Origin of the sequence: Blautia sp. HCP3S3_G3 (assembly GCF_052063365.1) — a bacterium.
In the GTDB taxonomy this organism is placed as follows: Bacteria; Bacillota; Clostridia; order Lachnospirales; family Lachnospiraceae; genus Blautia_A.
Genome location: NZ_JBQHXR010000030.1, coordinates 1 through 22,892, shown reverse-complemented (window position 1 = coordinate 22,892; position 22,892 = coordinate 1). Strand labels below are relative to the sequence as shown.

Below are 22,892 nucleotides of genomic sequence, written 5' to 3'. Positions count from 1 at the left end.
AAAATTATCAATGTAAATATCAGGGCATATTCGAATAATCATTTCTAAACTTTTTCAAATATGCTCCGGAAAGGACCTTTTATACTAATGAAAACCAAGATTCAGGATATGACCTCCGGTTCACCGGGACGGTTGATCATTCTTTTTGCAATTCCCCTGATGCTGGGAAATATCTGTCAGCAGCTTTATACAATGGTGGATACCATGGTTGTTGGCCAGGTTGCAGGTGTGGAGGCTCTTGCCGCACTGGGTGCTGTTGACTTTCTGATGTGGGTTGTCACAGGAATATCCACAGGACTCACTCAGGGATTTTCTATTCAACTCTCCCAGTATTATGGGGCAAAGGATTTCGAAAATCTGCGTAAATCTCTGGCTCACAGTTACCGGCTGACCGCATTCATCGCAGCCGGAGTATTGATTCTCAGCCAGTCATTTGCTTCGCTGGTATTAACAGGGCTGCATACACCTTCCAATATTATCGGAATGTCTCTGTTATATCTGCGCATCATTTTCTGTGGAATCCCCGCTACAGCAGCCTATAATATGTTTGCCTCTGCTCTAAGGGCTATGGGAAACAGTAAAACACCGCTGACCGCAATGATCATCGCATCTGTGCTGAATGTCTCACTGGACATCCTTTTTGTGGCAGGCTTCGGATGGGGTGTGGCAGGAGCAGCAATCGCAACTGTGATTGCACAGAGCTTCTCCGCTGTTTACTGTTTCCTGATTTTACGCAGAATTGATATCGTTCATCTGACCAGAGCAGATTTTATGCCTGCCTCCGGCATGAATGCCCGCCTGATGAAGCTTGGTATTCCTGTTGTATTTCAGAATATCATCATCGGTGTGGGCGGTCTGGTAGTCCAGTATGTGATCAATGGCTACGGTTTCCTTTTTGTAGCAGGATTTACAGCTACAAACAAGCTTTATGGTCTGCTGGAAATGGCTGCTATTTCCTATGGATATGCCATCGTTACCTATGTGGGTCAGAATCTGGGAGCCGGAAAGATTGACAGGATCAGAAAAGGCGTCCGCAGCAGTATGCTGCTTTCCCTGCTTACTTCACTGATCATTTCTGCTGCCATGTTTTTATTTGGAAAAAATATTCTCTCACTTTTCATCTCAGGTGAACCGCAGCAGACACAGCAGGTATTGGCAATTGCTTTTAAATACCTTTCTATTATGGCTGCCATGCTCTGGGTTTTGTACTTCCTGTACGTGTACAGATCTGTACTTCAGGGGCTGGGAGATACCTTAATGCCTATGGTAAGTGGTATGGCTGAATTTGTCATGCGTATCAGTGCTGCACTGATCCTTCCCCATTTTATCGGACAGGACGGTATTTTCTTTGCAGAGATTGCAGCATGGAGCGGAGCCACTGTGATCTTATGCATCAGCTATTATGTACGGATGCATAAATATCATTAAAACAAAACAGGGAGCTGTCGGTAAATAACGTTTTTTAGAGCTGACAGCACCAAACAAAAATATCCTGACAGTTACAGAGCTTTCTGGCTCTGCAACTTGTTCAGGATATTTTTATTTTGATAAATACTTTCTGTTTTTGGCCGCAAAAAATCCTTGTTTGGATTTTTTCAGCCGCATTTTTTTCTAGGCAGTTTTTCCTTCAAATTTTCTCAGTTTTTCGTATAAAAAATAATGATTTTTTGTAAGCTTATAATAAAATATATGATAGTATATGATTAATACAGAAAAATCATTGAAAAGAATGACGGCCTGTATAGGAGTGATAACCCACAGAAAAATAGAGAAATCTATAGAGAAAGAGCCCGGGGAAGCAAGGAAGATGCGGAGGCCGGGCTTCTTCTAGATAGGGAAACTCACGCAGCATCAGTAAGGAAAGTTACTTTTGCCTACAGGGAGAGCAAGATAATGAAAGAGAGATGGAAACAGCGCAGGAGGAAGATATGTCAGTGAGATGCCGGATCGAGGAAAGGAACTGCTTCATCCACGAGGTGGGAAGTACAGGACCTGTTATATTCTGGGGAACATTTTTACATAAGGAAGATGAGGTGGAGAGTCTCATTACGGCTCTGCAAATGGAACTTCCTGACAGGGAATATGTTCTTGTGGCATTTCTTTGTGATGACTGGAACAGGGACTTTTCTCCGTGGGAAACTCTGGCTGTCTTTGGTGATCAGGAGTTTCTTGGTCAGGGAAGGGAAATGCTTTCCTGGCTGACAGATAGACTGATCCCACATATGAAGGCACAACTGGGCGATAACAGGGAGCAGTTCCTGATCGGATATTCTTTATCGGGTCTTTTTGCACTCTGGGCAGCATATGAATCGGATGTGTTTTCAGGGATCGCAAGCTGTTCTGGTTCGTTATGGTTCCCTGGGTGGGATGCTTATGTAGCTTCTCATCAGGTAGTGGCACCAGTAAATGTGTACTTAAGTCTTGGCAAAAAAGAAGAAAAAACAAAGAATCGCATCATGGCACAGGTCGGTGAACGGACGAGAATGCAGGAAGATATCTTAAAGGCGGATACTAATGTAACTGCCACGGTACTGGAATGGAATTCCGGCGGGCATTTTGCAGAACCGGAGAAGCGGCTTGCAAAAGGTATAAAGTGGCTGTTGGAGCAGACGCACCCCATGAAGTGAACATATTTTGTAGCAATCGGTCCACGATTTATACGTATAAATGAAAAGGAGCAGGCAATATGAAAGCATACAAATGGGCTATGGGATCATTCCCGATATTACTGGAATGTAAAAAGGAAGAGGCATTTGGTATCATCCGGCATTTTGGCGCAGAGGCAAAAGGTGTTACATTACCTAGAAAGGATGGCGGTAAAGTATCTTTTTATGGAATAAATCCTGAACACAAGGTGATCTCCCCAGTGAAAATGGCATCCCTTATCGTACCAGGGCATGAGATACCAGAGATCGGTCCGGAGATCACACTAGCTTTATTTTTAGATGATTTCAGGCTGGTGAACATGATGGAGTTTGACAGGTATTATTTCAGTAATAAATCTGAGCACGAATAAAACACATTATGTATTAACGGGTAAGCGGGCGAGGTGATTCCTGCTTTTTCGTTTTGTAAGATACCTGACAGTAAAGAACAGGTTTACATGTAGAAATATGATTTTGTTGATATAATCACTATATAGTTCGGAGGGATTGATCAAATGGGATTGTTTAAGAAAAAAGGAAGAAATTGATCGAAGAAAGATATCGACACTTGAAAAATCTCCTCCCGTTTGCAGATTCTGAACAATTGAAATTATATGATGAAGTAATGGATCAGATTGGTTGTCTGAATCAACAGATTAAAATCAAGAATGATATGCTGAAAGAAAATGCAAGGGAAAAAAGAAAAAGAAAACAGGATGCATTTGGGGAGGTTACCGGATCTTCTTATATGATGGATGAATTCAGTAACTCACAGAAAAAGAGATGATGACATGGAGGAAGGATGCCTGTCTCTTTCCGGTGTAAGAAAAACGACACGATATGAAAATATCGAAGTAGAATATTATGATATGAACTGGAAAAAGCAGCGGCAGAAACTCAGTGGCTGGCCGGCACAGATCTGTCAGCATGAGCTGGATCATCTGGAAGGAATTTTGATTTAATGAATTTTATAATTACTGGAGTGGCTGCTTATGGCATCGGAACGAACTGATGAGTTATACAAGGCTTTACTGGACAGAGGATATCCAAAAAAATTCTGTGCAGAAATTGCCTATAAAAATATGAATACACATTTCCAGCAGCGTCCGGTGAGTCAGTTAAGCCATGCGAAAAAGTACGGTTTTGTCATTACGAACCCGCCGTACGGCGAGCGTCTGGAGGAGAAAAGGGCTCTGCCTGGCCTGTATCAGGAGTTCGGAAAGGCCTTTGCGGGATTAGATAGATGGTCCTGTTACATGATTACCTCCTACGAGGAGGTCCAGAAGTATTTCGGTCGTCAGGCGGACAAGAACCGCAAGATTTACAACGGTATGTTAAAGACCTATTTCTATCAGTTTATGGGACTGCGCCCGCCGAAGAAAAAGCCGGAGCAGTAGGACTAATTAAAAGAGGATTTAGTTATGGAACAGAGTAAAAAACGCCGGCTCAATTTCGGTATGGCCGGTGTGATTTGGGCGCTGGCATGGCCTACCATGTTAGAGCAGCTCATGCAGACTGCCGTGCAATATATCGACACTGCTATGGTAGGTAGTCTGGGAACCCAGGCTACGGCAGCGGTAGGCGCCACCACCACGTTGAACTGGCTGGTGGGTAGTACCATCTCTGCAGTGGGCGTGGGATTTTTGGCGTTTATTGCAAAGGCGCTGGGAGCCGGAGAAAAAGACTCTGCTAAGCGGGCCGCTTCTCAGGCGGTGCTTTCCGTGCTGGCGGTAGGTATCGTGGTTACGGTGATAACGGTAGGCTTGTCCGGACAGATTCCGAAATGGATGCAAGTGGATGAAGGAATCCGGGATTTGGCAGGACAGTATTTCCTGATTTTATATTTGCCGATGTTATTCCGGACAGCCAGTACCATTTTCGGTACGGTGCTCCGGGCGGCGGGAGATACGAAATCACCGATGAAAATCGGTGTGGTGGTGAATCTTGTCAATGTGGTATTGAACTTTTTACTGATTTATCCCACCAGAGAGCTTACGGTATTTTCCTTTACATTTACCATGTGGGGCGCGGACCTTGGCGTGATCGGTGCGGCGGTGGCCAGTGCCATTGCTTATATCGTAGGAGGTATATTAATTACGATTGTACTTTGGCGGCACCCGTCGGTGTCTCCGAAGGGACAGTCCTTAAAGCCGGATATGAAGATTATAAAGCCTTGTCTGCGGGTGGCCATGCCGAATATGCTGCAGCGCTTCGGGACATCCCTGGGCTATGTGGCATTTGCGTCTATGATAAATGCTTTGGGGGATGTGTCCACGGCGGCACATACCATTGCCAATACGGTGGAATCCGCCTTTTACATTCCGGGCTACGGTATGCAAACGGCGGCAGCAACCTTGGCGGGCAATGCCTATGGAGCCAACGATGAAAAGCGCCTGAAAGAGCTGGCACGGATGTTCTTCCCGATTGAAATTGCTTTAATGATATTCTCGGGAGCTGCGTTATTCTTTGCGGCACCGGCGCTGGTAAGTATCTTTTCTGATTCGGAGGAGATCATTCGCCTCGGAACCACAGTGCTTCGGATGGTGGCGGTATCGGAACCGTTCTTCGGCTTCTCCATTATTATGGAGGGCATGATGCAGGGCGTGGGCGAGACGAAGCGGCCGTTTGTATACAACATCGTCGGCATGTGGCTGGTGCGCATCGTAGGAACCTTTATTTGTACGAGCTTCTTTGATTTGGGGCTGGTGGCAGCCTGGGCGTGCATGATTGCGCACAATCTGTTCCTGTTTGTGCTGTTTTTGATTTGCTATGCAAAGGGACGGTGGAATCCGTTCCGGAAGGTACGGGAAGCGTAAGGATGGATGGAATGCTTTACGGAAGTGTTGCCGGGAACTAAATATAAATGTGTTGGAGGACTCTCGGTTTTTGGGAGTCCTCCCCTTAAATTAAGAGGAGGATTGTTTGGAGAGTTTCCTGTATCATAAAGGGCAAGAAGTCTTCTTAATGTTGGAAAAAGTAAATTTGATGGCGCGTCGGATTTGCGAAGGATAAAAAGGAGAGCATAGAATGAATAAAACAATTACAAAGAATCTCAGAAAGCTGAGACAGGGAAAACGGTTGACTCAGGAGTATGTGGCGGAACGTTTGGGTGTAAGTGCCAAGGCTGTTTCGCGTTGGGAGAAGGGGGACTCGACACCTGATATGGAAAAACTGATTGCTATTAGTGATATGTTCGAAATTTCTTTGGATGAGCTAGTAATGGATAAAGTACCAACTCAAATAGGAGAAGCTTCCTCTAAGTCAGAAATTGCAATCAAACTAAAGGAAAAAGTCTTAACTGATGAAAACAAGAAGAAGGCAAAAAAGGGATTGAAGATTGCTGCAATTATTTTTGGAGAAATTGTTTTGATTGATGTTATTTCTTTGATTATTTATGTTAGTTTGTATGGTTTTCCACAGTAAGGTGAAAATTCCAGTTTGTCGAACTGAAAACAGAATGAACGGGACGCATTGGTTCACAAATAGCCAGTGCGCCCTCTTTTTATGCTCAACGCCCTTTGGCTGTTACATAGGTGGTGACATCATTGCAGTTCGTCACTTCTCAATGTACAATATGGTCAAAAGAAAGGGGTTGTTCCTATGAAGATGATTTTGAAGGTATTGGCACTGCCGTTGTTGTTCATTGTAACTGTTGCTTGTATCCTCGGAAATTTGATTACCAACATTTCCTCTCATGTGATTGCTCTATTGCTTCTGGTGATTGCAGGCTGCTCCATCTACTGCATCGTAAAGGCACTGTGGACTTCCCTGGCTATCCTTGCCGGTATGGGATTGGCAGCAATCCTTATAATCTTCCATGGGCACTTTGGCAGGCACCATTGGAATCCACAGAAGCCTCCACTCCAACAACACAAGAGAATGAATCAGAAAAGATATTGGCACCGGATTTTACAGTTTACGATCTGGATGGAAATGAAGTTCATCTTTCGGATTTTATCGGGAAATCCGTTGTCCTAAACTTTTGGGCAAGCTGCAGCCTGCTTAGTTGAGGAGGGTTTATGAATAAAAAGAAGATAATAATGATACTCGTTCTTGTGTTTGTTCTCATTTTAGGTGGCGCAGGAATTCTATATAAACAGCTTGGACAGAAACTGGCTCCCAATCTGCTTGCTACACAAACACCGCAGGAAACTTTTTTGTGCTGCGTTCTCCACCACCTGCAAAATAGGAGATATAGATGGGCAGCATGGGAAGCAGGCAGGGTGATATGAAGGTGATAATGCCCTCCAGGAAAGCTACTGCGTATTGCATGAACCGCTGCACCCCTTTCCGAAAATACCGGACAACAGCCAGCCGATAAAGCCCATATAGGCCATCGTGATGAACGGGTTAGAAGTCAGCGGACAAGCTCCAGTGGGGCATCCCACAAAGTAGTAATATGCAAGGCCAACTAATGCGCCGCCTGCGGTAAAAAGAACTGGCTTCAGCCATTTTTAATTTTTTCTTTCATCTCACATTCCTCCTGCTAAATATTCCTCTGCATAGTGAACAGCAGTTGCCCCATCGGCTACAGCAGTTACGACCTGCCGTAATGCCTTTGTGCGGACATCCCCAACGGCGAACACACCGGGGATGTTGGTGCGGGTACTCTCATCTGCAATAATGTATCCAGCCGGATCAATCTCAATCTGATCTTTCATCAATTCGGTGGAAGGCTTTCTTCCCACGCTTACAAATACACCATCGCAAGCAAGGGTACTTTCTTCTCCAGTTTTCACGTTCCTAATCTGGATACCGGTCAGCTTTTCGTTATGGAGCAGAGCTATAATCTCACTGTCCCAGAGAAATTCTACATTTTCTGTTTTCATCAAAGGTTCATGGTAGATCTTTGTTGCTTTTAGGGTGCCTCTGCGGTGGACGACGATGACTTTTTTGCAGATACGGGAGAGAATCAGCGCATCCGCCGCAGCGGTATTGCCACCTCCTGCGATTACAACCGTTTTGTTCCGATAGAACATTCCGTCACAGGCCGCACAGTAATGGACACCTTTACCGATTAACGCCTGTTCCCCATCAACACCCAGCTCTCTGGGACCGGCTCCTGTAGCCAATACGATGGATTTTGCGTACATAGCGCCTTCGCTGGTCACAGCTTTCTTTACAGAACCTGACAGTTCCAGAGACAGCACCTCAGTCAGCTTGGTTTCCACACCAAACCGCTCCGTTCCTCGCTTCATTTTTTCTCCCAGGGAGAAACCGTCGATGCCATCCTCGAAGCCGGGATAGTTGTCGATTTGCTCGGTCAGAGCCATCTGCCCACCGGCAGACAGCTTTTCTAAAACCACGGTGTCCATTCCTGCTCTTGCAGCATAAAGGGCTGCGGTATACCCGCCGGGACCGCCACCTACAACGATCATGTCATAGATATGCTGCGCATAATTTACTTCCTGAGTCCGGTGCTGTAAGGTTTCCTCAATAAAAGCCACCAGCTGCGCTCTGGATTCCGGAGCGACGATAGAGCCAAGAGTCTGTCCGCTGTGATAGATTAGCAGAGTAGGGACAACTTCAATAGCCTCGGTCTCAGCCAATTCCGGTTCATCATCAATGTTGACAGCAGTGAATACCAGCGTATCCTTATATTCCTCAGCAACGCTTTCCAATGCTGGAGCCAGACGGCGGCAATATACGCACCAAGGGGCTGAAAACTCCACCAGAACAGTCTTTCCGCTATGCACCATTTCTTCAAATTGATTTCTATTGATATTGATCACTGTCATATTTCAAGCTCCTTTTCTTTGTTTAATGATAGTATAGCCAATCTAAAATAACATTTCGGTGATGAGATCACATAAAATAGTGCGACATTGCTGCAGCACTAAAATTTTTCGTTATTAAGTAACTCGAGGATATGTTCACTGGAACAGATGATTTGAGACTGCTTATCTTTTATGGATGTTTTTCTTGCCTCCTCCAGCGAGAGAGAAGCATATAAATGAACCGTGTATGCTTCCTGCCTGAGAGAATCGTTATACTGTTCAGCTGCAAGATATTGTTTCTCAAGAATACTAATTTTATTTTGGAGATCACCAATCTGCTGTTGAAGCGACATCACTTTTTTCTTTTGAATATAGAGGAAAGAAGTAAGAAGAAGTAGTAGTGATATGATTGATAAGATAATAATAATCATTCTTATTGCTTCCCCTCCTTTATCAAAAGATAAGCCTTAACTGCATTACGGAGCGTTTCTGGTAGAACGGGAACAGGCAAGATGATCACCTTACCCGTATTCTTTTCAATCGTTATTTCTGATTCCGGTTGATTGGATAGAAGAATTACGGGTGTTCTTTTATCCGCCCGCCATGGCTGATTCGGCTGTTTTGTCAGAGCTTCTGTAACAACCCAAAGCATAGGCTTTTTCTTTCCAAGCTTTTTTCTTGCAGCTTCCGGGGTTTCAAATACAAGGATATGTTTGGATAACTTCTGCAGTACCAGTCTCAGTCCGTTCCCATAGGCATCCTCCTGTAAAAAACCGCCTGCCGGGAAACCGACAGGCGGCATACTGCCTTTTATACTTCCATCATCTATAGGCTATTGATTCTTAGTAATTTTCCGCACGCACTTCGAAGAATGCCTGAGGATGCTTGCAGACAGGGCAGATCTCAGGAGCCTTGGTTCCTACTACGATATGTCCGCAGTTACGGCACTCCCAGATGGTAACGCCGCTCTTCTCAAACACCTGCATGGTCTCCACGTTGCTCAAAAGCTTGCGGTAGCGCTCCTCGTGCATCTTCTCAATGGCAGCTACGCCACGGAACTGTTCAGCCAGATCATGGAATCCCTCCTCATCAGCTTCACGAGCCATGCGGTCATACATATCCGTCCACTCGGCGTTCTCACCTTCAGCAGCATGGAGCAGGTTCTCGGCAGTATCGCCCAGCTCGCCCAGAGCTTTGAACCACAACTTGGCATGCTCCATCTCGTTCTGTGCAGTATGCAGGAACAGAGCAGAAATCTGCTCGTAACCGGCTTTCTTGGCTACTGAAGCGAAGTAAGTATATTTGTTGCGTGCCTGAGATTCACCAGCAAAGGCTTCCCACAGATTTTTCTCGGTTTTGGTGCCTGCATAGGGATTCTTTGCAGGAGCCGCAGCATCCTCAATCTTCACAAACTTGTCGGCGGGCTGCTTGCAGATGGGGCACTTAAAATCAGGTGTCATAGGGCCTTCGTGAATGTAACCGCAGACAGAGCATTTCCACTTTTCCATTTTCTTTTCCTCCGTTTTTTCATTGAATTGAATGGTATGTAACAGGGATTCCACAGCATCCACAGGAATGCCGGGATACGTTTTAATACTTTCCAGAAACGATCTGGTGTTGCTGCTCTGAGGCAGCATAAAGCCGGCTTCTCTGCACAGATCCTCAGCCATCAGGCGAGAGGATTTTTCCACAGCGACGCTCAAGACATCAGGAAGCTGCGAAGCAATGTTCTCTGCATTGGCTTTGCTTTGAACTAAGCCACGAAGTGCTTCGACAACTTTTTCTTCTTTCGGCTGCTGCGGCGGCAGTTCTTTTGGAACCATAGAGATTGCAGAGGATGTACAGGCTTCGGCACAGGCACCGCAGCCGATACACTTTTCAGGATCAATGATGCTGTTCTCTGTATCAGTCGCTCCGGTTGGGCAGACATAGAGGCAAAGGCAATCCTTGGTACATAAGCGAAGATTTCTTACTGCATATTTTTCAGCCATAGTTATGCCCTCCCTTCCATTTTTTCAAATTTCCAACTGGGAACCTTACACACCGGACATAGCTCCGGAGCTATGTCACCAACATAGACAAAACCACAGACCGTGCAAACCCAGACACCGGTGTTTTCCAACATCTTGTCTCCCTCAGATTCATATCGAGTCAGCAGAGATTGGAGCATTCGGGTAACCTTTTCACTCCACACCTGACAGCGCAGACCACCCCGATCAGGCTTTTCACCGGCTATAGCATTGCCATAGGGATACCCTACAGACAAATCCTTGTCAATGAGTTCCAGCAGCTTGGCTGTGCTGGCCTCCTCGACGGGCGCAGCCTTGCTTCTGAAGAATTCTGCCAGTTTTCTGAAATCATCTGCCTGCTGGGGCAGATACTGCTTTTCGCAGCCACGGGCCAGATTGGAGCAGATGATGCTCATTTCCATGGGAGAGAGTTCCTTGTCCACATGGGGCTTTTCAAGGACCTCCTGGGACGCTGTTTTTTCTTCTTTGGGTTTGAAAGCGTCTTTGCCTGCTTTACAGACAGGACACTTCCAATCGGCAGGTAGGTCTTCCCACTTGCCACCGACAGCTTCATCGTGAATATATCCACAAATGCCGCAAACATATTGTTTTATAGGTTTTACCGCCTCCTTTATCTATATTTTATCAAATCACGACACATATTCCGTGACTTAATCACCTATTTCAGTCGCAGGAGTGATGGCCGCAGCCGTGGGAACCGCAAGAGTGACCTTCCCCATGGTGGTCGTGATGATCACACCGGACATCGGGGTTGAAGTCCAGCTCGCCTGCTGCCAGTGCTTCTGCTGCTGCATCAGCGTTGCCGGAAACACCACCATAAAGCCGGATACCCACATCGCTCAGTGCCATCTGGGCACCGCCGCCAATACCGCCGCAGATCAGGGCATCCACCTTCAGTGCGCTCAGGACGCCTGCCAGTGCACCATGTCCGCTGCCGCCAGCATCCACAACCTCAGACGAAATGATTTTTCCATCTTCCACATCGTAGATTTTAAACTGTTCGGTGTGACCGAAGTGCTGAAAGATTTCTCCGTTTTCATAAGTGACTGCAATTCTCATAATATTATCTCCTTTCGGTTTTTCGTGCATCGGATGGATTTTTTGCTGATAGCAATTTTTGCACCCGTAGGCTGCGCTGTTTCCGCTGCAGAGTGTAAAATCCCCTCCCTCGATTCGCAGAGGAAGTCCCTCAACCAGCGCATCGGCCAGTTTTTTGCGGGCAGCTGCATAAATCTGCTGAACCGTTGTTCTGGCAATACGCATATATTCTCCGCATTGCTCCTGAGAAAAACCTTCACGGTCAATCAGGCGAATGGATTCATACTCATCCACATTCAGGACAATGGGAGTCAGTTCCTCGCCGCCACGAACCGGAACAAAACCATCATTATCCGGCAAACAACAAACTTTTCTGCATTTTCTCGGTCTTGGCATAGATTCACCTCCATATTATTTGCGGCATATGCCATTTATACGACCATTGTACATCTCCTTTTCCTATATGTCAACGGAATTATTGACATATGCCATAAATTATTTTATACTATGTGTATTCAAGGAGGTGTACCCATGGATTTTTCATCCTATTTTCCAATTTGGAACAAACTGACACCGACCCAGCAGCAGATTTTGGAGCGAAATGCAGTTTTACGAAAAGTGGACAAAGGGACTGTGATTCACAACGGAACTGTGGAGTGTACCGGTCTTCTGCTGGTAAGAAGCGGACAGCTTCGTGCCTATATTCTTTCCGATGAAGGACGGGAGATTAGCCTCTATCGTTTGTTTGATCGGGATATTTGCCTGTTTTCCGCCTCCTGTATGATGAACAGCATTCAGTTTGAGATCACCATTGAGGCGCAGAAGGATACCACGATGTGGGTTATTTCTGCTGACACTTATCAGCGCATTATGAAAGAGTCTGCTGTGGTAGCTAATTTTACCAACGAAATTATGGCTACCCGTTTTTCTGAGGTTATGTGGCTCATGGAGCAGATCATGTGGAAAAGCTTTGATAAAAGGCTGGCAGAATTTCTGCTGGAGGAATGCAGCTTAGAGGAAACAAACATCCTCAAGATTACCCATGAAACCATTGCGGGCCACATGGGCACCGCCCGCGAGGTAGTTACCCGAATGCTTCGCTATTTCCAGAACGAGGGTATGGTCAGGCTGACTCGTGGAACAGTGGAGGTTACAGACAAAATCAGACTGGAACAATTGCAAAATGATTAAGCAAAAAGGACATCTGCTTGCTATTAGTTGCAAGCAGATGTCCTGATTTTATGCTCGGTCCATTCCGCAGGCCGTAGCCGATTCAATGAGACAGCGATCATTGGTCACAGCATCATAGAAACGGAAGCCGCCGGAGAAGTTATAGCAGTCAAAGCCGTTTCCGGCCAGGATACGACAGGCAATGTAGCTGCGCAGACCGCTCTGACAGATGACGTAGACAGGCTTACGCTTGTCCAGCTCACCCAGCCGCTCCCGCAGCTCGTCCACCGGGATGTTAAAGAAGCCGTCAATGTGTCCGTGTGCGAATTCTTCCACAGTGCGGGTGTCCAACAGAGTTATGCTTCCGTCACGAGGAAGACGATCTGCATCTTCCAGATGCCATTGTTTCAGAATACCGTTTGCGATATTCTCAACCATAAAGCCAGCCATATTTACCGGGTCTTTCGCAGAGGAATAAGGCGGTGCGTAGGCCAGATCCAGATCCTTCAGTTCCGTGGCTTTCATTCCTGCCCTGATAGCGGTGGCCAGCACATCAATGCGCTTATCCACACCTTCATAGCCTACGATCTGCGCACCCAGCAGGCGATAAGTCGCCTTTTCAAAGACCACCTTCATTGTCATGACTTTCCCGCCGGGGTAGTAACCTGCATGGCTCATGGGCGACAGGATAACCGTATCAACATCCAGCCCTGTTTTTCTGGCGTTGGTCTCATTTACGCCGGTAGTAGCGGCAGTCATGCCAAAGATCTTGATGACACTGCTGCCTTGGGAGCCGGTATAATGGCTGTCTCCGCCACAGATGTTGTCCGCAGCGATTCGTCCCTGTTTATTGGCAGGGCCAGCCAAAGAGATCAGAGCATCCTGCCCGGTGACGAAGTGCTTCACCTGCACCGCATCGCCCACGGCATAGATGTCGGAAATGGAGGTTTCCATTCGGTCATTGACCACAATACTTCCTTTAATGCCCAGTTCCAACCCGGCATCCTTTGCAAGGGTGGTTTCGGGAGAAACACCAATGGCCAGGATTACCATATCCGCATGGAGAGGCTGTTCGTCTTTCAGCAGCACATCCACGCCGCCGTCCCTTTCCTCAAACCCTTCTACGGTATGACCAAGTGCCAGCTTTACACCGTGCTTGCGCATTTCATTATGGATGAAAGAAGCCATATCGGCATCAAAGGGATTCATAAGCTGTTTTGGACGCTGGACAATGGTGACATCCATCCCCAGCTCTCGCAGGTTTTCTGCCAGCTCCAATCCAATGAAGCCACCGCCTGCCAGTACAGCGGATTTGGGATGGTTTGCATTGATGTAATCCTTGATATGGAAGGTATCCTCAACAGTACGCAGGGTGAACAGCTTATCAAGACCTACACCGGGAAGCCGGGGCTGGGTAGGCTTGGCTCCGGGAGAGAGAATCAGCTTGTCATAGCTCTCCTCAAACTCCTCACCGGTTTCCAGATTTTTCACGGAAACGGTTTTTTCTTCAGGATGAATCGCTGTGACCTCATGGCGCACCTTCATGTTCACACGGAACCGGGAAAAGAAGCTTTCCGGGGTCTGGAGGGTCAGATCCGACCGATCGGTAATCACATCACCGATATAGTATGGCAGACCACAGTTGGCATAGGAGATATACCCCGAGCGCTCAAAAACTACGATTTCTGCCTGCTCATTCAGTCTGCGAATACGGGCGGCAGCGGTAGCACCGCCTGCCACACCGCCTACAATGACAACTTTCATATTATCGTTCCACCTTTCCTGCATAAGCGGAAATTCCGCCTATGTTTTTCACGTTGGTATAACCCAGCTGCTGCAAAACAGCAGCTGCCTGGCGGCTTCTTGCACCACTGAGACAGTGTACAAAGATGGGGGTAGCTTTATTGTCAATCATGCCAGCCACTTTGTCAATGGACTGCAAAGGAATATTTTTACTGCCGGGGATATGCCCCTGCCGGTATTCGTCGGGGGTGCGAACATCCAGCAGGACTGCGCCATCCGTAGTGCTATATTCTTTGACACCCTGATTGATGTCAGGGCCTTTCAGGAAATCGAAGAATCTCATCTTTGCACCTCCTTACAGCATGGCGAGAATCTGAGCCTTAGGTCTGGCACCGGTGACTTGATTGACAATCTTTCCGTTCTTCATAACCACCAGAGTGGGTATGCTCATCACACCGAACTGCATAGCCAGTTCCTGTTCCTCATCCACATTAATTTTAACAACCTTGATATCGGAGCGCTCCTTGGCAATCTCCTCTACCAGAGGAACTGCCATGCGGCAAGGACCACACCAGGGAGCCCAGAAATCCATCAGGACGGGCTTGTCCGAGTTCAAAACCTCTTGATTGAAATTGTTTTTATTAACACTGATAGCAGACATATTTAAGTCCTCCTGTTTTCTTTTTTATGGCTTTATTATATCCAGTAGTCGTTCCTTGTTCTGTGATTTTATCACTTATCGCCGGTGACTGTTTCACCGGGCCAACTATTAATTCCGCCGATCTCAATGATATTGGTGTAGCCCAGTTTCACCAGTTTTTCAGATGCCTGCTTACTCCGATTACCGCTGCGGCAGTATACCAGAATCAGCTGATCTTTATCCGGCAGTTCAGAGATATCCCCTGTGCCAATGGATTCGTTGGCAATATTGATAGCACCGGGAATATGCTTTTCGCTATATTCCTGAGCAGTACGAACATCGAGGATGATGTATCCGGTTTCCTTCTCCATCATCGTAATAGCTTCCTCCATAGTAATCTGTCGATAGGTTTTTTCAGCGGATTGCGTTGCACAACCAGAGAGAAGCAGTAAAGTCATTAAAATGGGAATGATTCTTTTCATGTGTATACCTCCATATTTTGTATTTGTAGTATAACCTGTTTCGGAGGCGCTCTCCGTGATAAAATCACATTTTTCCAAGAAGGAATGATAGAAAAATCATGCCCGTGCATAAATAAAAAGTCAAAGTCACGCTCCGATTTGAAGTGCAGACTGTGGTTTTTATTTTACAGGTTCTGCACTTTCAGCCATCTTGATGATTTCGGAATCATCAATTTTGCTTGGAGTGTATTCCAGAACATAAGTGACTTCCGGAGAATAAGTCCAACAGAGAAATGCCGTGTCATCTTTCTTGTAAAGAGCGCCCGGCCAGTCCTGAATCATCATTTCCTCACAGCTGTCCATACTGTCAACCGGGAAAAGCACACCCAAAATGATATCATATTGACGGAGCAAACAGCTTCCACTTATTATGATCATTTTCAACCCCCAACTGATGAAGAAGGTGAAGTTATAGTAGTCGAGGGATATTAATATTGTGGTTTTAAGCATGGAAATTGTACTAGATGATATGCTATCTTTTCGATAGGCGATGAAGTATAATGAAGATGACAACAAAATTGGAATTTATCAGAAAATGAGGAATAGTTGAAATGGAGGCGCTATAATAACATGAAGATTGAAGGGAACCAGAAAGAACTGGATGCAATGGTAGAATTTCATAAGGGAAACCGTGTCGAGGGGCTGAGACTGCAAGAGGAATTTGCAGCGGAATTTCGTAAGGAGTATAAAGACAAAGATCACTGTCCTTGCCTGAAAGCCTGTCGTTATCACGGAAACTGTAAGGAATGTGTAGCAATCCACAGAGCGCATCAGGAACATGTTCCTAATTGTATGCGACCATTGATTAATAAAAAATTGAAATTGATGTCAGAATTAACAGAGCATACCTTGGCAAATGAAATAGAAGCTCCACATGAGATTTTAAGAAAATAGGCAAGTCAAATTTCAGTCTTCCGGTGAGATTGAAAGCGCGCATGAATTTGAATTCTCACTTGAGGTATTTTTAGGGATTTAATAACTGTTATATTTTGTTATAAAAATCTCGTTAAACCCTTGAAAATACTAAAGTTTTCGTGGGTGTCGTTTCTGTCATATCTTGTATCGTGTTATATCGTTTTACCCTTGATTATGGCCGCTGATAAGGGAAAAAATAAGGGAAAGAAAATCTGGTAACAACTTATAATAAATTATGAAAATGGCAGTTGGAACTGGATGAGATGCTTATAATACATTTTCAAGAAAGGATGGATTGGATGAACATTATATATGCAGAGTACAACATTTACCACAACAGCATTGATATATGCACTTATGCCGGATATATTCTGAGGATTGACTGCTGGGAGGCAGAAAAGAATTTAAAAACAACTCCCGGTTCTGAATGTGCATTGAATGCTCTTGCCATAGACAACCCTTTGGAGTATGCACGACTTTACCTTGATGGGACTATGCAAATGTGGATTGATGCAGAGGACAGTTTAGAATTGTGGTAATTATACAGGAGGATTGCTAAGAAAGGAGTTCTATGCGATACACGATTAATCAGATTAATAAAGGCGAAGATGAGCTGATTTTATATTATAAGGAGAAAAATCCTGAGGTTGAGGCGGTGTTGCTTTTTATGGACAAACGTCAAAGAAAACTAATAGGACGAAAAAACGACGAGACAATTGTTTTTACACCAGAGGAAATTCTGTATGTAGAAAAGGTGGATAATAAGACATTTGTCTACACAGACGATAATGAAATTCAAGTAGACATGTCATTATATTCAATCGAATTATTTTTAGACGATGAGAGTTATTTCCGCTGTAGCAAGTCGATGATTATCAATGTCAACAAGGTGGAAAAGCTAAAAAGTATGCCGTCGAATAGGATTGATGCAACACTTGTCAGCGGTGAGCATATCATTATTTCCCGTACATACGCATCGGATTTTAGGAAGCTTCTGAAAGGAGAAAGGGAATGAAAAAAAGTGATAAGAAAAAAGTATCCCTCTGGGAAAGGTATCTTACAAAGGAAATTGGAATCGAGTTTAAGGCATGTCTTTATTTTTTCGGGGTTCTTTTTTACTACTGTACATATCGGCTCTGCATTGGTGTGACTGTGGCAGAAATACTGCATATGGCGGAAATGATTTTTTTGACCTATGCAGTTGGGTATCTTCAGGTTTATGTGCTTTGGAATTTTGATGAGGCAGATGCAATGAGCAAGAAGGAACTGATAGGTATAATAATCTGCACAATAATATATACGGTAGTGTCATACATAGGAAACTGGTTTGATAAAAATCCTTATGTGACTTTTGGGTTCGCCGCCTATATTGTATTCATATATTTTTGTGTTTATTTGGCATATAAATGCAGACGCAGAATTGATGACAAAATATTGAATTCTGATTTGAAATTATTTAAAACAAGGACAGGTAATAAATAGTGCAACTTAGAGTTGAAAAAGTGTCACTGATGGGTACAGCTATTGTGCCCATCTTTTTTTCGTACTATTCTATCATCAGACGGAGGTACATGAGAAATGAAAGATATGATAACGATTCAAAATTTAACAAAAAATTATGGAAAAAACAGAGGTGTGAAGGATGTAACATTCTCGGTTCGGGAAGGTGAAATTTTTGGTTTCCTTGGACCGAATGGTGCCGGAAAATCAACGACTATCCGCTCAATGCTTGGATTGATAAAGTATGACCAAGGAGAAATAAGAATCAATGGTCTTGACAGCGTAAAGGACAGAGAAAAAATCCTTGCAGACATTGGCTATATGCCAAGTGAAGCATGGTTTTATCCGGGCATGACAATCAGGGAAATGCTGAAGCATTCGGCAGATGTCAGAAAGGTTGATTGTACCGATGAAGCAGAAAAACTTTGCGACAGACTTCAGGTGGACGTAAAAAGAAAAATCAATGAGCTCTCACTTGGAAACAGGAAAAAGGTCAGCATCATCTGCGCAATGCAGCACAGACCAAAGCTTTTTGTTTTTGATGAACCGACCAGCGGACTTGATCCTCTGATGCAAAATGTTTTCTTTGAGTTGATTCAGGAGTATGTGGATAAGGGTGCGACCTGTATGCTTTCCACTCACGTTTTATCGGAAGTAAGAAATCACTGTACTCGTGTGGCAATTATGAAGGAAGGCAGGCTGGTTGTCACAGATACCGTCGATAATCTTCTGAGCAGTCGATCAAAGAGAATCAAAATGATACGGGATGGCGAAAAGCTTGATTATATCTACAAGGATAACCTGAACAATTTATATAAGGAACTGGAAGGACATCATATCGAGGATATTATCATCGAGGAACCGTCCATAGAAGAAGTATTTATGCACTATTATTTGAAGGAGGAAAAGTAAATGCCGGCAATATTGAAAAACGAATGGAAATCAGGTTGGAAAAGTCTTTTGATATGGGCGCTTTCCGTGGGCGGAATGGGGCTCATCTGCATCATTTTATATAAGGGCATGGAAGATAGCATGGCAGATATGGCAGAGAGTTTTGCAACAATGGGCGCGTTTTCGGATGCTTTTGGAATGAGTACACTCAGTATAGCAACATTAAAAGGATATTTTGCCACAGAAATCGGAACGATTCATGCACTTGGAAGCAGTATGTTTGCAGCTTCCATCGCCACAGTAATTCTTTCAAAGGAAGAGGATGGGCATACTGCGGAATATACGTTTACACTTCCGGTTTCACGGGGCAAGGTAATAGCAATGAAGTTTTTTGCAGTGCTACTAAACCTTATTTGTTTTACATTGATTTGTGGCATGCTTTATGAAGTCGGGTTTGTTTTTCTTGGAGAAACGGATTTTGGAAGCATATTCACAGAGTGTATGCTTTTTCAGTTAATGATGAATATCGAAATTGCGGCTATTTGCTTTGTGATCTCTGCGGTAAGCAAAAAGAACAGGCTAGGAATTGGAATTTCAGTTGCCACGCTGCTGTATGTGTATGATTTGATGGCAAGAGTTGTTCCTGATTTAAAGGACGCTATCTTTATTTCTCCGTTTTCCTATTCAAATGCGACATCAATTTTTGCTGGAGAATCAAGGGATTGTGTTGCTTTGATTTTAGGGACGATAATGATTGTGATTATGACTGTGGGAGCTGGTATGATTTACGCAAAAAGGGATCTCGCTTCATAATGATTAGATTTTAGTTGCTTGTTTTCTGATTTTAAATAAGAAAAAATTGAGTTGTTTCTCTACTTTGCATAGGTAGTAAATATAAGTTCTGTGTTTATGATATTTTTATAGGACAATATGAAGTGCCCCACATTTTTAAATAAGGTGTAAATTCTTTCAGTTTTATGCATATTCTGCATTTTATAGAATCGGGGATGTGAAAAAACTCGATTGTGTTTTTTTGCATCTCCCTTTTTGTACCTGTTGTGTATAAAAGACTGAAATCATGCGCAAAGAAAGCGCACTTCCCCTACCCCATAGAAATCCTTTTTTTGAATCTATGCGGCAGTTCTGTTTCTCATCTTTTTTTCTGATATTTATATAGATTGTGGCCTATCGCCACGAGTAAAACTTTCAGTTCTCAGATGACGATTTTTATGGGATTTAATAACTGTTATATTTTGTTATAGAAATCTCGTCAAACCCTTGAAAACACTAAACTTTTCGCTGGTGTCCTTCCCATTACATCTTGTATTGTGTTATATCGTTCTACCCTTGTTTACGAACCCTCATAAGGGAAAAAATAAGGGAAAGAAAATCTGGTAACAATTTATAACAAATTATAAAAATGGCGGTTGGGACTGGATGAAATGCTTATAATACATTTTCAAGAAAGGATGGATAAGATGAGATTGATATATGCGGAGTATAACCCTATTACGAATAGTATTGATGTAACCACATTTGAGAATTACATATTGCGGATTGATTGTAACAAGGCAGAGGATGGTTTGAAAACCACTCCTTGCTCACAGAATTCGCTTAACGCATTGGCAATAGATGAGCCACTTGAATATGCTCGGCTTGCTTTAGATGGAGAAATGCAGGCATGGGTGGATGCGATTGATAGTTTAGAGATATGGTGAATTGATTCTTTTGGCGAAATGACGATAGAATATTGGGACTTGATGTGATAAAATAATAGAAGTATCTTATTTGGAAGAGGTGAGAATGATATGAAATTTATCCGAGATAACTACTCAGTACAGTTGATGTAAACTGTTGGCAGATTGTGCTGAGGTTAAAAGAAACTTGCTAGCAGTCGTTGACTGTACTGTCCTAATGCTTGAAATACAATCTATAAAGGAGTACAGTTATGCGTTATATAAAAGAAATATTAAAGAAAAACAGAATATGGGTATTAGTCTACATTGGACTAGGTATATTTAATGCATTTATGGCTAATTACAAGGCTGACTATTTCCAAAAGGTCATTGATGGATTGGCTGATAGAACACTTGCATTTACAGGAGTTGCAACATATGGTTTTATTTTACTGGTAAATTATTGTATGAATTATCTGGATAATTATCCTGAAAAGAAATTGGAACATGGTATTTATCTGGATTTTAAGCTTTTGTCCCTTAGAAAAATAAGTACAATTGATTATACAGAATACCAGAAAATAGGTACGGGCAAACTTGTTCAAAGGATTGAAAATGGTTCATCAGCAGGAAGAAATGTATTATTCAATTTCTGGTTGCGTTTGATTCGAGACCTACTTCCGACCATTGTTTTTAGTGTATACTTTATTTGGAAAATAGATAAAAAAGTTACTTATGTATTGTTTGTAGGCTATATGCTTATTTTTATAATAACCAACATTCTACTAAAGTTTTTATATAAAATAAAAGAAAAAATTTTGAACAGTGAAGAGCTACTAAATCATTATTTGGTTAGAGGCTTTATGGAAATGTTGATATTTCGTATGAGCAAACAGTTTCCGAATGAAATAAAGAAAACTAATAATGCCAAAGAGAGTATTGTTTCAGCAAAGGTAAAAATGAATATGATTCATGAAGCATTCTTTACAATATTTGCGCTACTTGTGGCAATGTTAGATATTGGTATTCTTTTTTATGCATGGAAAACGCAAAACCTTACAGTAGGTTCCGTAGTTGCACTAATTGCACTGATTGAAAATGCTTATACGCCAATTGCTATTTTTAATGTACTTTATGTCCAATATAAATTGGACAAGGCGTCTTATAAGAGATTTGAAGAATTTTTAGGCTTAAAAGATGATGATCAATTAAGAAACGGTAACGCAATAAGTGCGGCTGTTGGCGAAATAGCAATAAAAAACTTATCATTCCAATATGAGGAACGAAAAATTATTGATGATTTGAGTTTGTCCATAAAAAAAGGAGAAAAAATAGCTTTTGTAGGAGAAAGTGGTTCTGGAAAATCGACCTTGATTAAGATATTATTGGGATTACTAAAATACAATCAAGGAGAAGTTCGCTTAGGAGACAAGGAGTTAAGTGGAATTTGTCTTAATGATTTGTATGATAGAGTTAGTTATTTATCGCAGGATGCCCCTGTTTTTGACGGAACAATAAAAGAAAATTTGGTATTTGAGAAAAAGGTGTTAGAAGAACAAATGCTGGACGCATTGAGTGAAGTGCAACTATCTCATTTAGTTGAGAATCTTGCGGAAGGCTTAAATACTGAAATTGGTGAGAAAGGTACTTGTTTATCAGGTGGAGAAAAACAAAGACTTGCATTAGCTCGCTTGTGGTTTGAAGACTCCGAACTTGTCATCTTGGATGAAGCAACATCTGCAATGGATAACTTAACAGAAGAAAATGTAATGAAATCAGTTATGCAAAAAATGGAAGATAAAACGGTCATTGCGATTGCACATAGATTAAATTCCATTGCCGGTTTTGACAGAATTATTCTCTTTAGAGAAGGGAAGATTGTTGGACAAGGGACTTTTGAAGAACTACTACGTACAGATTCTTATTTTATGGACTTGTATAATGCGAATGTGCAATAATTATATTTATAAGATTTGAATAGTCAATAAATTCAAGGGGCGATTATCTCGCCCCTTTATCTCTGTTTAGGTAAGGTTGGCTGGCGTTCTGCCTGTCAGCCTTTTCTTGATACCGCTGTAACTTTTCGTGCATTGATTCGGCTTTCGGAGTGGCTTTCTCTCCGTAGGATTTATCCCACTTGGCACATTCTTTCTGATATGCGTCGGTGACACGCTGTGCGGTATAGAATGCAGTGTAGAAATCCTGCACCGTTGCAAATCCATGCTGTCTGACGATACCGGATAATCCGGCTTTAAGAGTTCGGATTTCTTCGGTTTTGGTGGCAATCCTGTTTTCTGAGACAGTGTGAAATAATCTCTGTAAATCCAGATTTTCTATGATAATTGAGTGGGCTTGGGAGCGGTTATCCGCTTACAAGCCCTTGATTATTTTTATCAAAAACAAGAT

General features: G+C 43.3%; 28 protein-coding genes and 5 pseudogenes. 19 read left to right on the top strand and 14 right to left on the bottom strand.

Annotation, left to right across the window (positions count from 1 at the left end; translation table 11 throughout):
* The first annotated feature begins 87 nt into the window (after positions 1-87).
* The 10 genes and pseudogenes from ACTNEW_RS14925 (at position 88) to ACTNEW_RS14880 (ending at position 6,877) form a co-directional block, all read left to right on the top strand.
* Positions 88-1,428 carry an MATE family efflux transporter gene (locus ACTNEW_RS14925; protein ID WP_015528771.1) on the top strand — a complete coding sequence of 447 codons (1,341 nt, stop codon included), beginning with the start codon at positions 88-90 and terminating at the stop codon, positions 1,426-1,428.
* Positions 1,429-1,928: 500 nt separating this feature from the next.
* Positions 1,929-2,627: an alpha/beta hydrolase gene (locus ACTNEW_RS14920; protein ID WP_441062417.1), complete on the top strand. Its 699-nt coding sequence runs from the start codon at positions 1,929-1,931 to the stop codon at positions 2,625-2,627.
* A 59-nt stretch (positions 2,628-2,686) separates the two neighbouring features.
* On the top strand, positions 2,687-3,016 hold the full coding sequence (locus ACTNEW_RS14915; RefSeq protein WP_441062415.1) for a hypothetical protein: 330 nt from the start codon (positions 2,687-2,689) through the stop codon (positions 3,014-3,016).
* Between the two features lie 233 nt (positions 3,017-3,249).
* Positions 3,250-3,432: a hypothetical protein gene (locus tag ACTNEW_RS14910; RefSeq protein ID WP_441062413.1), complete on the top strand. Its 183-nt coding sequence runs from the start codon at positions 3,250-3,252 to the stop codon at positions 3,430-3,432.
* Position 3,433: 1 nt separating this feature from the next.
* Positions 3,434-3,607, top strand: a pseudogene (locus ACTNEW_RS14905) (peptide deformylase); the annotation flags it as partial.
* A gap of 129 nt (positions 3,608-3,736) precedes the next feature.
* Positions 3,737-4,042: pseudogene (locus ACTNEW_RS14900) on the top strand (class I SAM-dependent RNA methyltransferase); the annotation flags it as partial.
* Between the two features lie 24 nt (positions 4,043-4,066).
* Positions 4,067-5,461: an MATE family efflux transporter gene (locus tag ACTNEW_RS14895; protein ID WP_441062412.1), complete on the top strand. Its 1,395-nt coding sequence runs from the start codon at positions 4,067-4,069 to the stop codon at positions 5,459-5,461.
* A gap of 211 nt (positions 5,462-5,672) precedes the next feature.
* Positions 5,673-6,068 (top strand): helix-turn-helix domain-containing protein, encoded by a 396-nt coding sequence (locus tag ACTNEW_RS14890; RefSeq protein WP_441062410.1) that lies wholly within the window; start codon positions 5,673-5,675, stop codon positions 6,066-6,068.
* Positions 6,069-6,178: 110 nt separating this feature from the next.
* The gene (locus tag ACTNEW_RS14885) at positions 6,179-6,655 is read left to right on the top strand and encodes a peroxiredoxin family protein (RefSeq protein WP_441062408.1); all 477 of its coding nucleotides are present in this window, start codon (positions 6,179-6,181) and stop codon (positions 6,653-6,655) included.
* Positions 6,656-6,664: 9 nt separating this feature from the next.
* Positions 6,665-6,877 carry a hypothetical protein gene (locus tag ACTNEW_RS14880; protein ID WP_441062406.1) on the top strand — a complete coding sequence of 71 codons (213 nt, stop codon included), beginning with the start codon at positions 6,665-6,667 and terminating at the stop codon, positions 6,875-6,877.
* Between the two features lie 240 nt (positions 6,878-7,117).
* Here ACTNEW_RS14880 and trxB read toward each other — a convergent pair whose 3' ends face one another.
* The 9 genes and pseudogenes from trxB to ACTNEW_RS14835 all read right to left on the bottom strand — a co-directional run bounded on the left by trxB (position 7,118) and on the right by ACTNEW_RS14835 (position 11,826).
* Positions 7,118-8,023: a thioredoxin-disulfide reductase gene (trxB, locus tag ACTNEW_RS14875; protein WP_235249370.1), complete on the bottom strand. Its 906-nt coding sequence runs from the start codon at positions 8,021-8,023 to the stop codon at positions 7,118-7,120.
* A 63-nt stretch (positions 8,024-8,086) separates the two neighbouring features.
* A pseudogene (locus tag ACTNEW_RS14870) lies at positions 8,087-8,383 on the bottom strand (thioredoxin family protein); the annotation flags it as partial.
* 98 nt (positions 8,384-8,481) lie between these two features.
* On the bottom strand, positions 8,482-8,793 hold the full coding sequence (locus ACTNEW_RS14865; RefSeq protein ID WP_441062404.1) for a hypothetical protein: 312 nt from the start codon (positions 8,791-8,793) through the stop codon (positions 8,482-8,484).
* A 2-nt stretch (positions 8,794-8,795) separates the two neighbouring features.
* Positions 8,796-9,164, bottom strand: coding sequence for a hypothetical protein (locus ACTNEW_RS14860; protein WP_441062402.1), 369 nt, complete (start codon positions 9,162-9,164; stop codon positions 8,796-8,798).
* 40 nt (positions 9,165-9,204) lie between these two features.
* Entirely contained in the window at positions 9,205-9,765 is a 561-nt protein-coding gene (gene rbr, locus ACTNEW_RS14855; protein WP_441033857.1) for a rubrerythrin, read from the bottom strand.
* 18 nt (positions 9,766-9,783) lie between these two features.
* Positions 9,784-10,353: pseudogene (locus ACTNEW_RS14850) on the bottom strand (rubredoxin-like domain-containing protein); the annotation flags it as partial.
* 2 nt (positions 10,354-10,355) lie between these two features.
* A complete protein-coding gene (locus ACTNEW_RS14845; RefSeq protein WP_441062400.1) occupies positions 10,356-10,793 on the bottom strand; it encodes a rubredoxin-like domain-containing protein in 438 nt (145 codons plus the stop codon).
* A gap of 84 nt (positions 10,794-10,877) precedes the next feature.
* Positions 10,878-10,985, bottom strand: a pseudogene (locus ACTNEW_RS14840) (rubredoxin); the annotation flags it as partial.
* A gap of 70 nt (positions 10,986-11,055) precedes the next feature.
* A complete protein-coding gene (locus tag ACTNEW_RS14835) occupies positions 11,056-11,826 on the bottom strand; it encodes a NifB/NifX family molybdenum-iron cluster-binding protein (protein ID WP_441062398.1) in 771 nt (256 codons plus the stop codon).
* A 135-nt stretch (positions 11,827-11,961) separates the two neighbouring features.
* Here ACTNEW_RS14835 and ACTNEW_RS14830 point away from each other — a divergent pair, with 135 nt between their 5' ends.
* Complete coding sequence (locus ACTNEW_RS14830) at positions 11,962-12,621, top strand: Crp/Fnr family transcriptional regulator (RefSeq protein ID WP_235249355.1); 660 nt, start codon at positions 11,962-11,964, stop codon at positions 12,619-12,621.
* 48 nt (positions 12,622-12,669) lie between these two features.
* Here ACTNEW_RS14830 and ACTNEW_RS14825 read toward each other — a convergent pair whose 3' ends face one another.
* The 5 genes from ACTNEW_RS14825 to ACTNEW_RS14805 form a co-directional block, all read right to left on the bottom strand.
* Positions 12,670-14,364 (bottom strand): FAD-dependent oxidoreductase, encoded by a 1,695-nt coding sequence (locus ACTNEW_RS14825; protein ID WP_441062396.1) that lies wholly within the window; start codon positions 14,362-14,364, stop codon positions 12,670-12,672.
* Position 14,365: 1 nt separating this feature from the next.
* A complete protein-coding gene (locus ACTNEW_RS14820) occupies positions 14,366-14,686 on the bottom strand; it encodes a rhodanese-like domain-containing protein (protein WP_441062394.1) in 321 nt (106 codons plus the stop codon).
* A 12-nt stretch (positions 14,687-14,698) separates the two neighbouring features.
* Positions 14,699-15,004 (bottom strand): thioredoxin, encoded by a 306-nt coding sequence (gene trxA, locus ACTNEW_RS14815; RefSeq protein WP_441062392.1) that lies wholly within the window; start codon positions 15,002-15,004, stop codon positions 14,699-14,701.
* A 71-nt stretch (positions 15,005-15,075) separates the two neighbouring features.
* Entirely contained in the window at positions 15,076-15,465 is a 390-nt protein-coding gene (locus ACTNEW_RS14810; RefSeq protein WP_441062390.1) for a rhodanese-like domain-containing protein, read from the bottom strand.
* Between the two features lie 159 nt (positions 15,466-15,624).
* A complete protein-coding gene (locus ACTNEW_RS14805) occupies positions 15,625-15,882 on the bottom strand; it encodes a hypothetical protein (protein WP_441062388.1) in 258 nt (85 codons plus the stop codon).
* Positions 15,883-16,074: 192 nt separating this feature from the next.
* On the opposite strand from ACTNEW_RS14805, the gene ACTNEW_RS14800 reads away from it, so the two are divergent.
* From ACTNEW_RS14800 to ACTNEW_RS14765, 8 genes are all read left to right on the top strand, one after another.
* A complete protein-coding gene (locus ACTNEW_RS14800; protein WP_004613237.1) occupies positions 16,075-16,398 on the top strand; it encodes a hypothetical protein in 324 nt (107 codons plus the stop codon).
* Positions 16,399-16,718: 320 nt separating this feature from the next.
* The gene (locus ACTNEW_RS14795) at positions 16,719-16,958 is read left to right on the top strand and encodes a DUF6061 family protein (RefSeq protein ID WP_172495183.1); all 240 of its coding nucleotides are present in this window, start codon (positions 16,719-16,721) and stop codon (positions 16,956-16,958) included.
* Between the two features lie 32 nt (positions 16,959-16,990).
* Positions 16,991-17,434 (top strand): LytTR family DNA-binding domain-containing protein, encoded by a 444-nt coding sequence (locus ACTNEW_RS14790; protein WP_172495182.1) that lies wholly within the window; start codon positions 16,991-16,993, stop codon positions 17,432-17,434.
* Positions 17,431-17,901, top strand: a complete 471-nt coding sequence (locus tag ACTNEW_RS14785) for a DUF3021 family protein (protein ID WP_441062385.1) — start codon at positions 17,431-17,433, stop codon at positions 17,899-17,901. The genes ACTNEW_RS14790 and ACTNEW_RS14785 overlap by 4 nt, the downstream gene beginning before the upstream one ends.
* 96 nt (positions 17,902-17,997) lie before the next feature.
* Positions 17,998-18,831, top strand: coding sequence for an ABC transporter ATP-binding protein (locus tag ACTNEW_RS14780; RefSeq protein ID WP_441062383.1), 834 nt, complete (start codon positions 17,998-18,000; stop codon positions 18,829-18,831).
* Positions 18,832-19,623: an ABC transporter permease subunit gene (locus ACTNEW_RS14775; protein WP_441062381.1), complete on the top strand. Its 792-nt coding sequence runs from the start codon at positions 18,832-18,834 to the stop codon at positions 19,621-19,623.
* 665 nt (positions 19,624-20,288) lie between these two features.
* Positions 20,289-20,528: a DUF6061 family protein gene (locus tag ACTNEW_RS14770; RefSeq protein ID WP_441062379.1), complete on the top strand. Its 240-nt coding sequence runs from the start codon at positions 20,289-20,291 to the stop codon at positions 20,526-20,528.
* Between the two features lie 230 nt (positions 20,529-20,758).
* Positions 20,759-22,444, top strand: coding sequence for an ABC transporter ATP-binding protein (locus tag ACTNEW_RS14765; RefSeq protein WP_441062377.1), 1,686 nt, complete (start codon positions 20,759-20,761; stop codon positions 22,442-22,444).
* Positions 22,445-22,892: the final 448 nt, after the last annotated feature.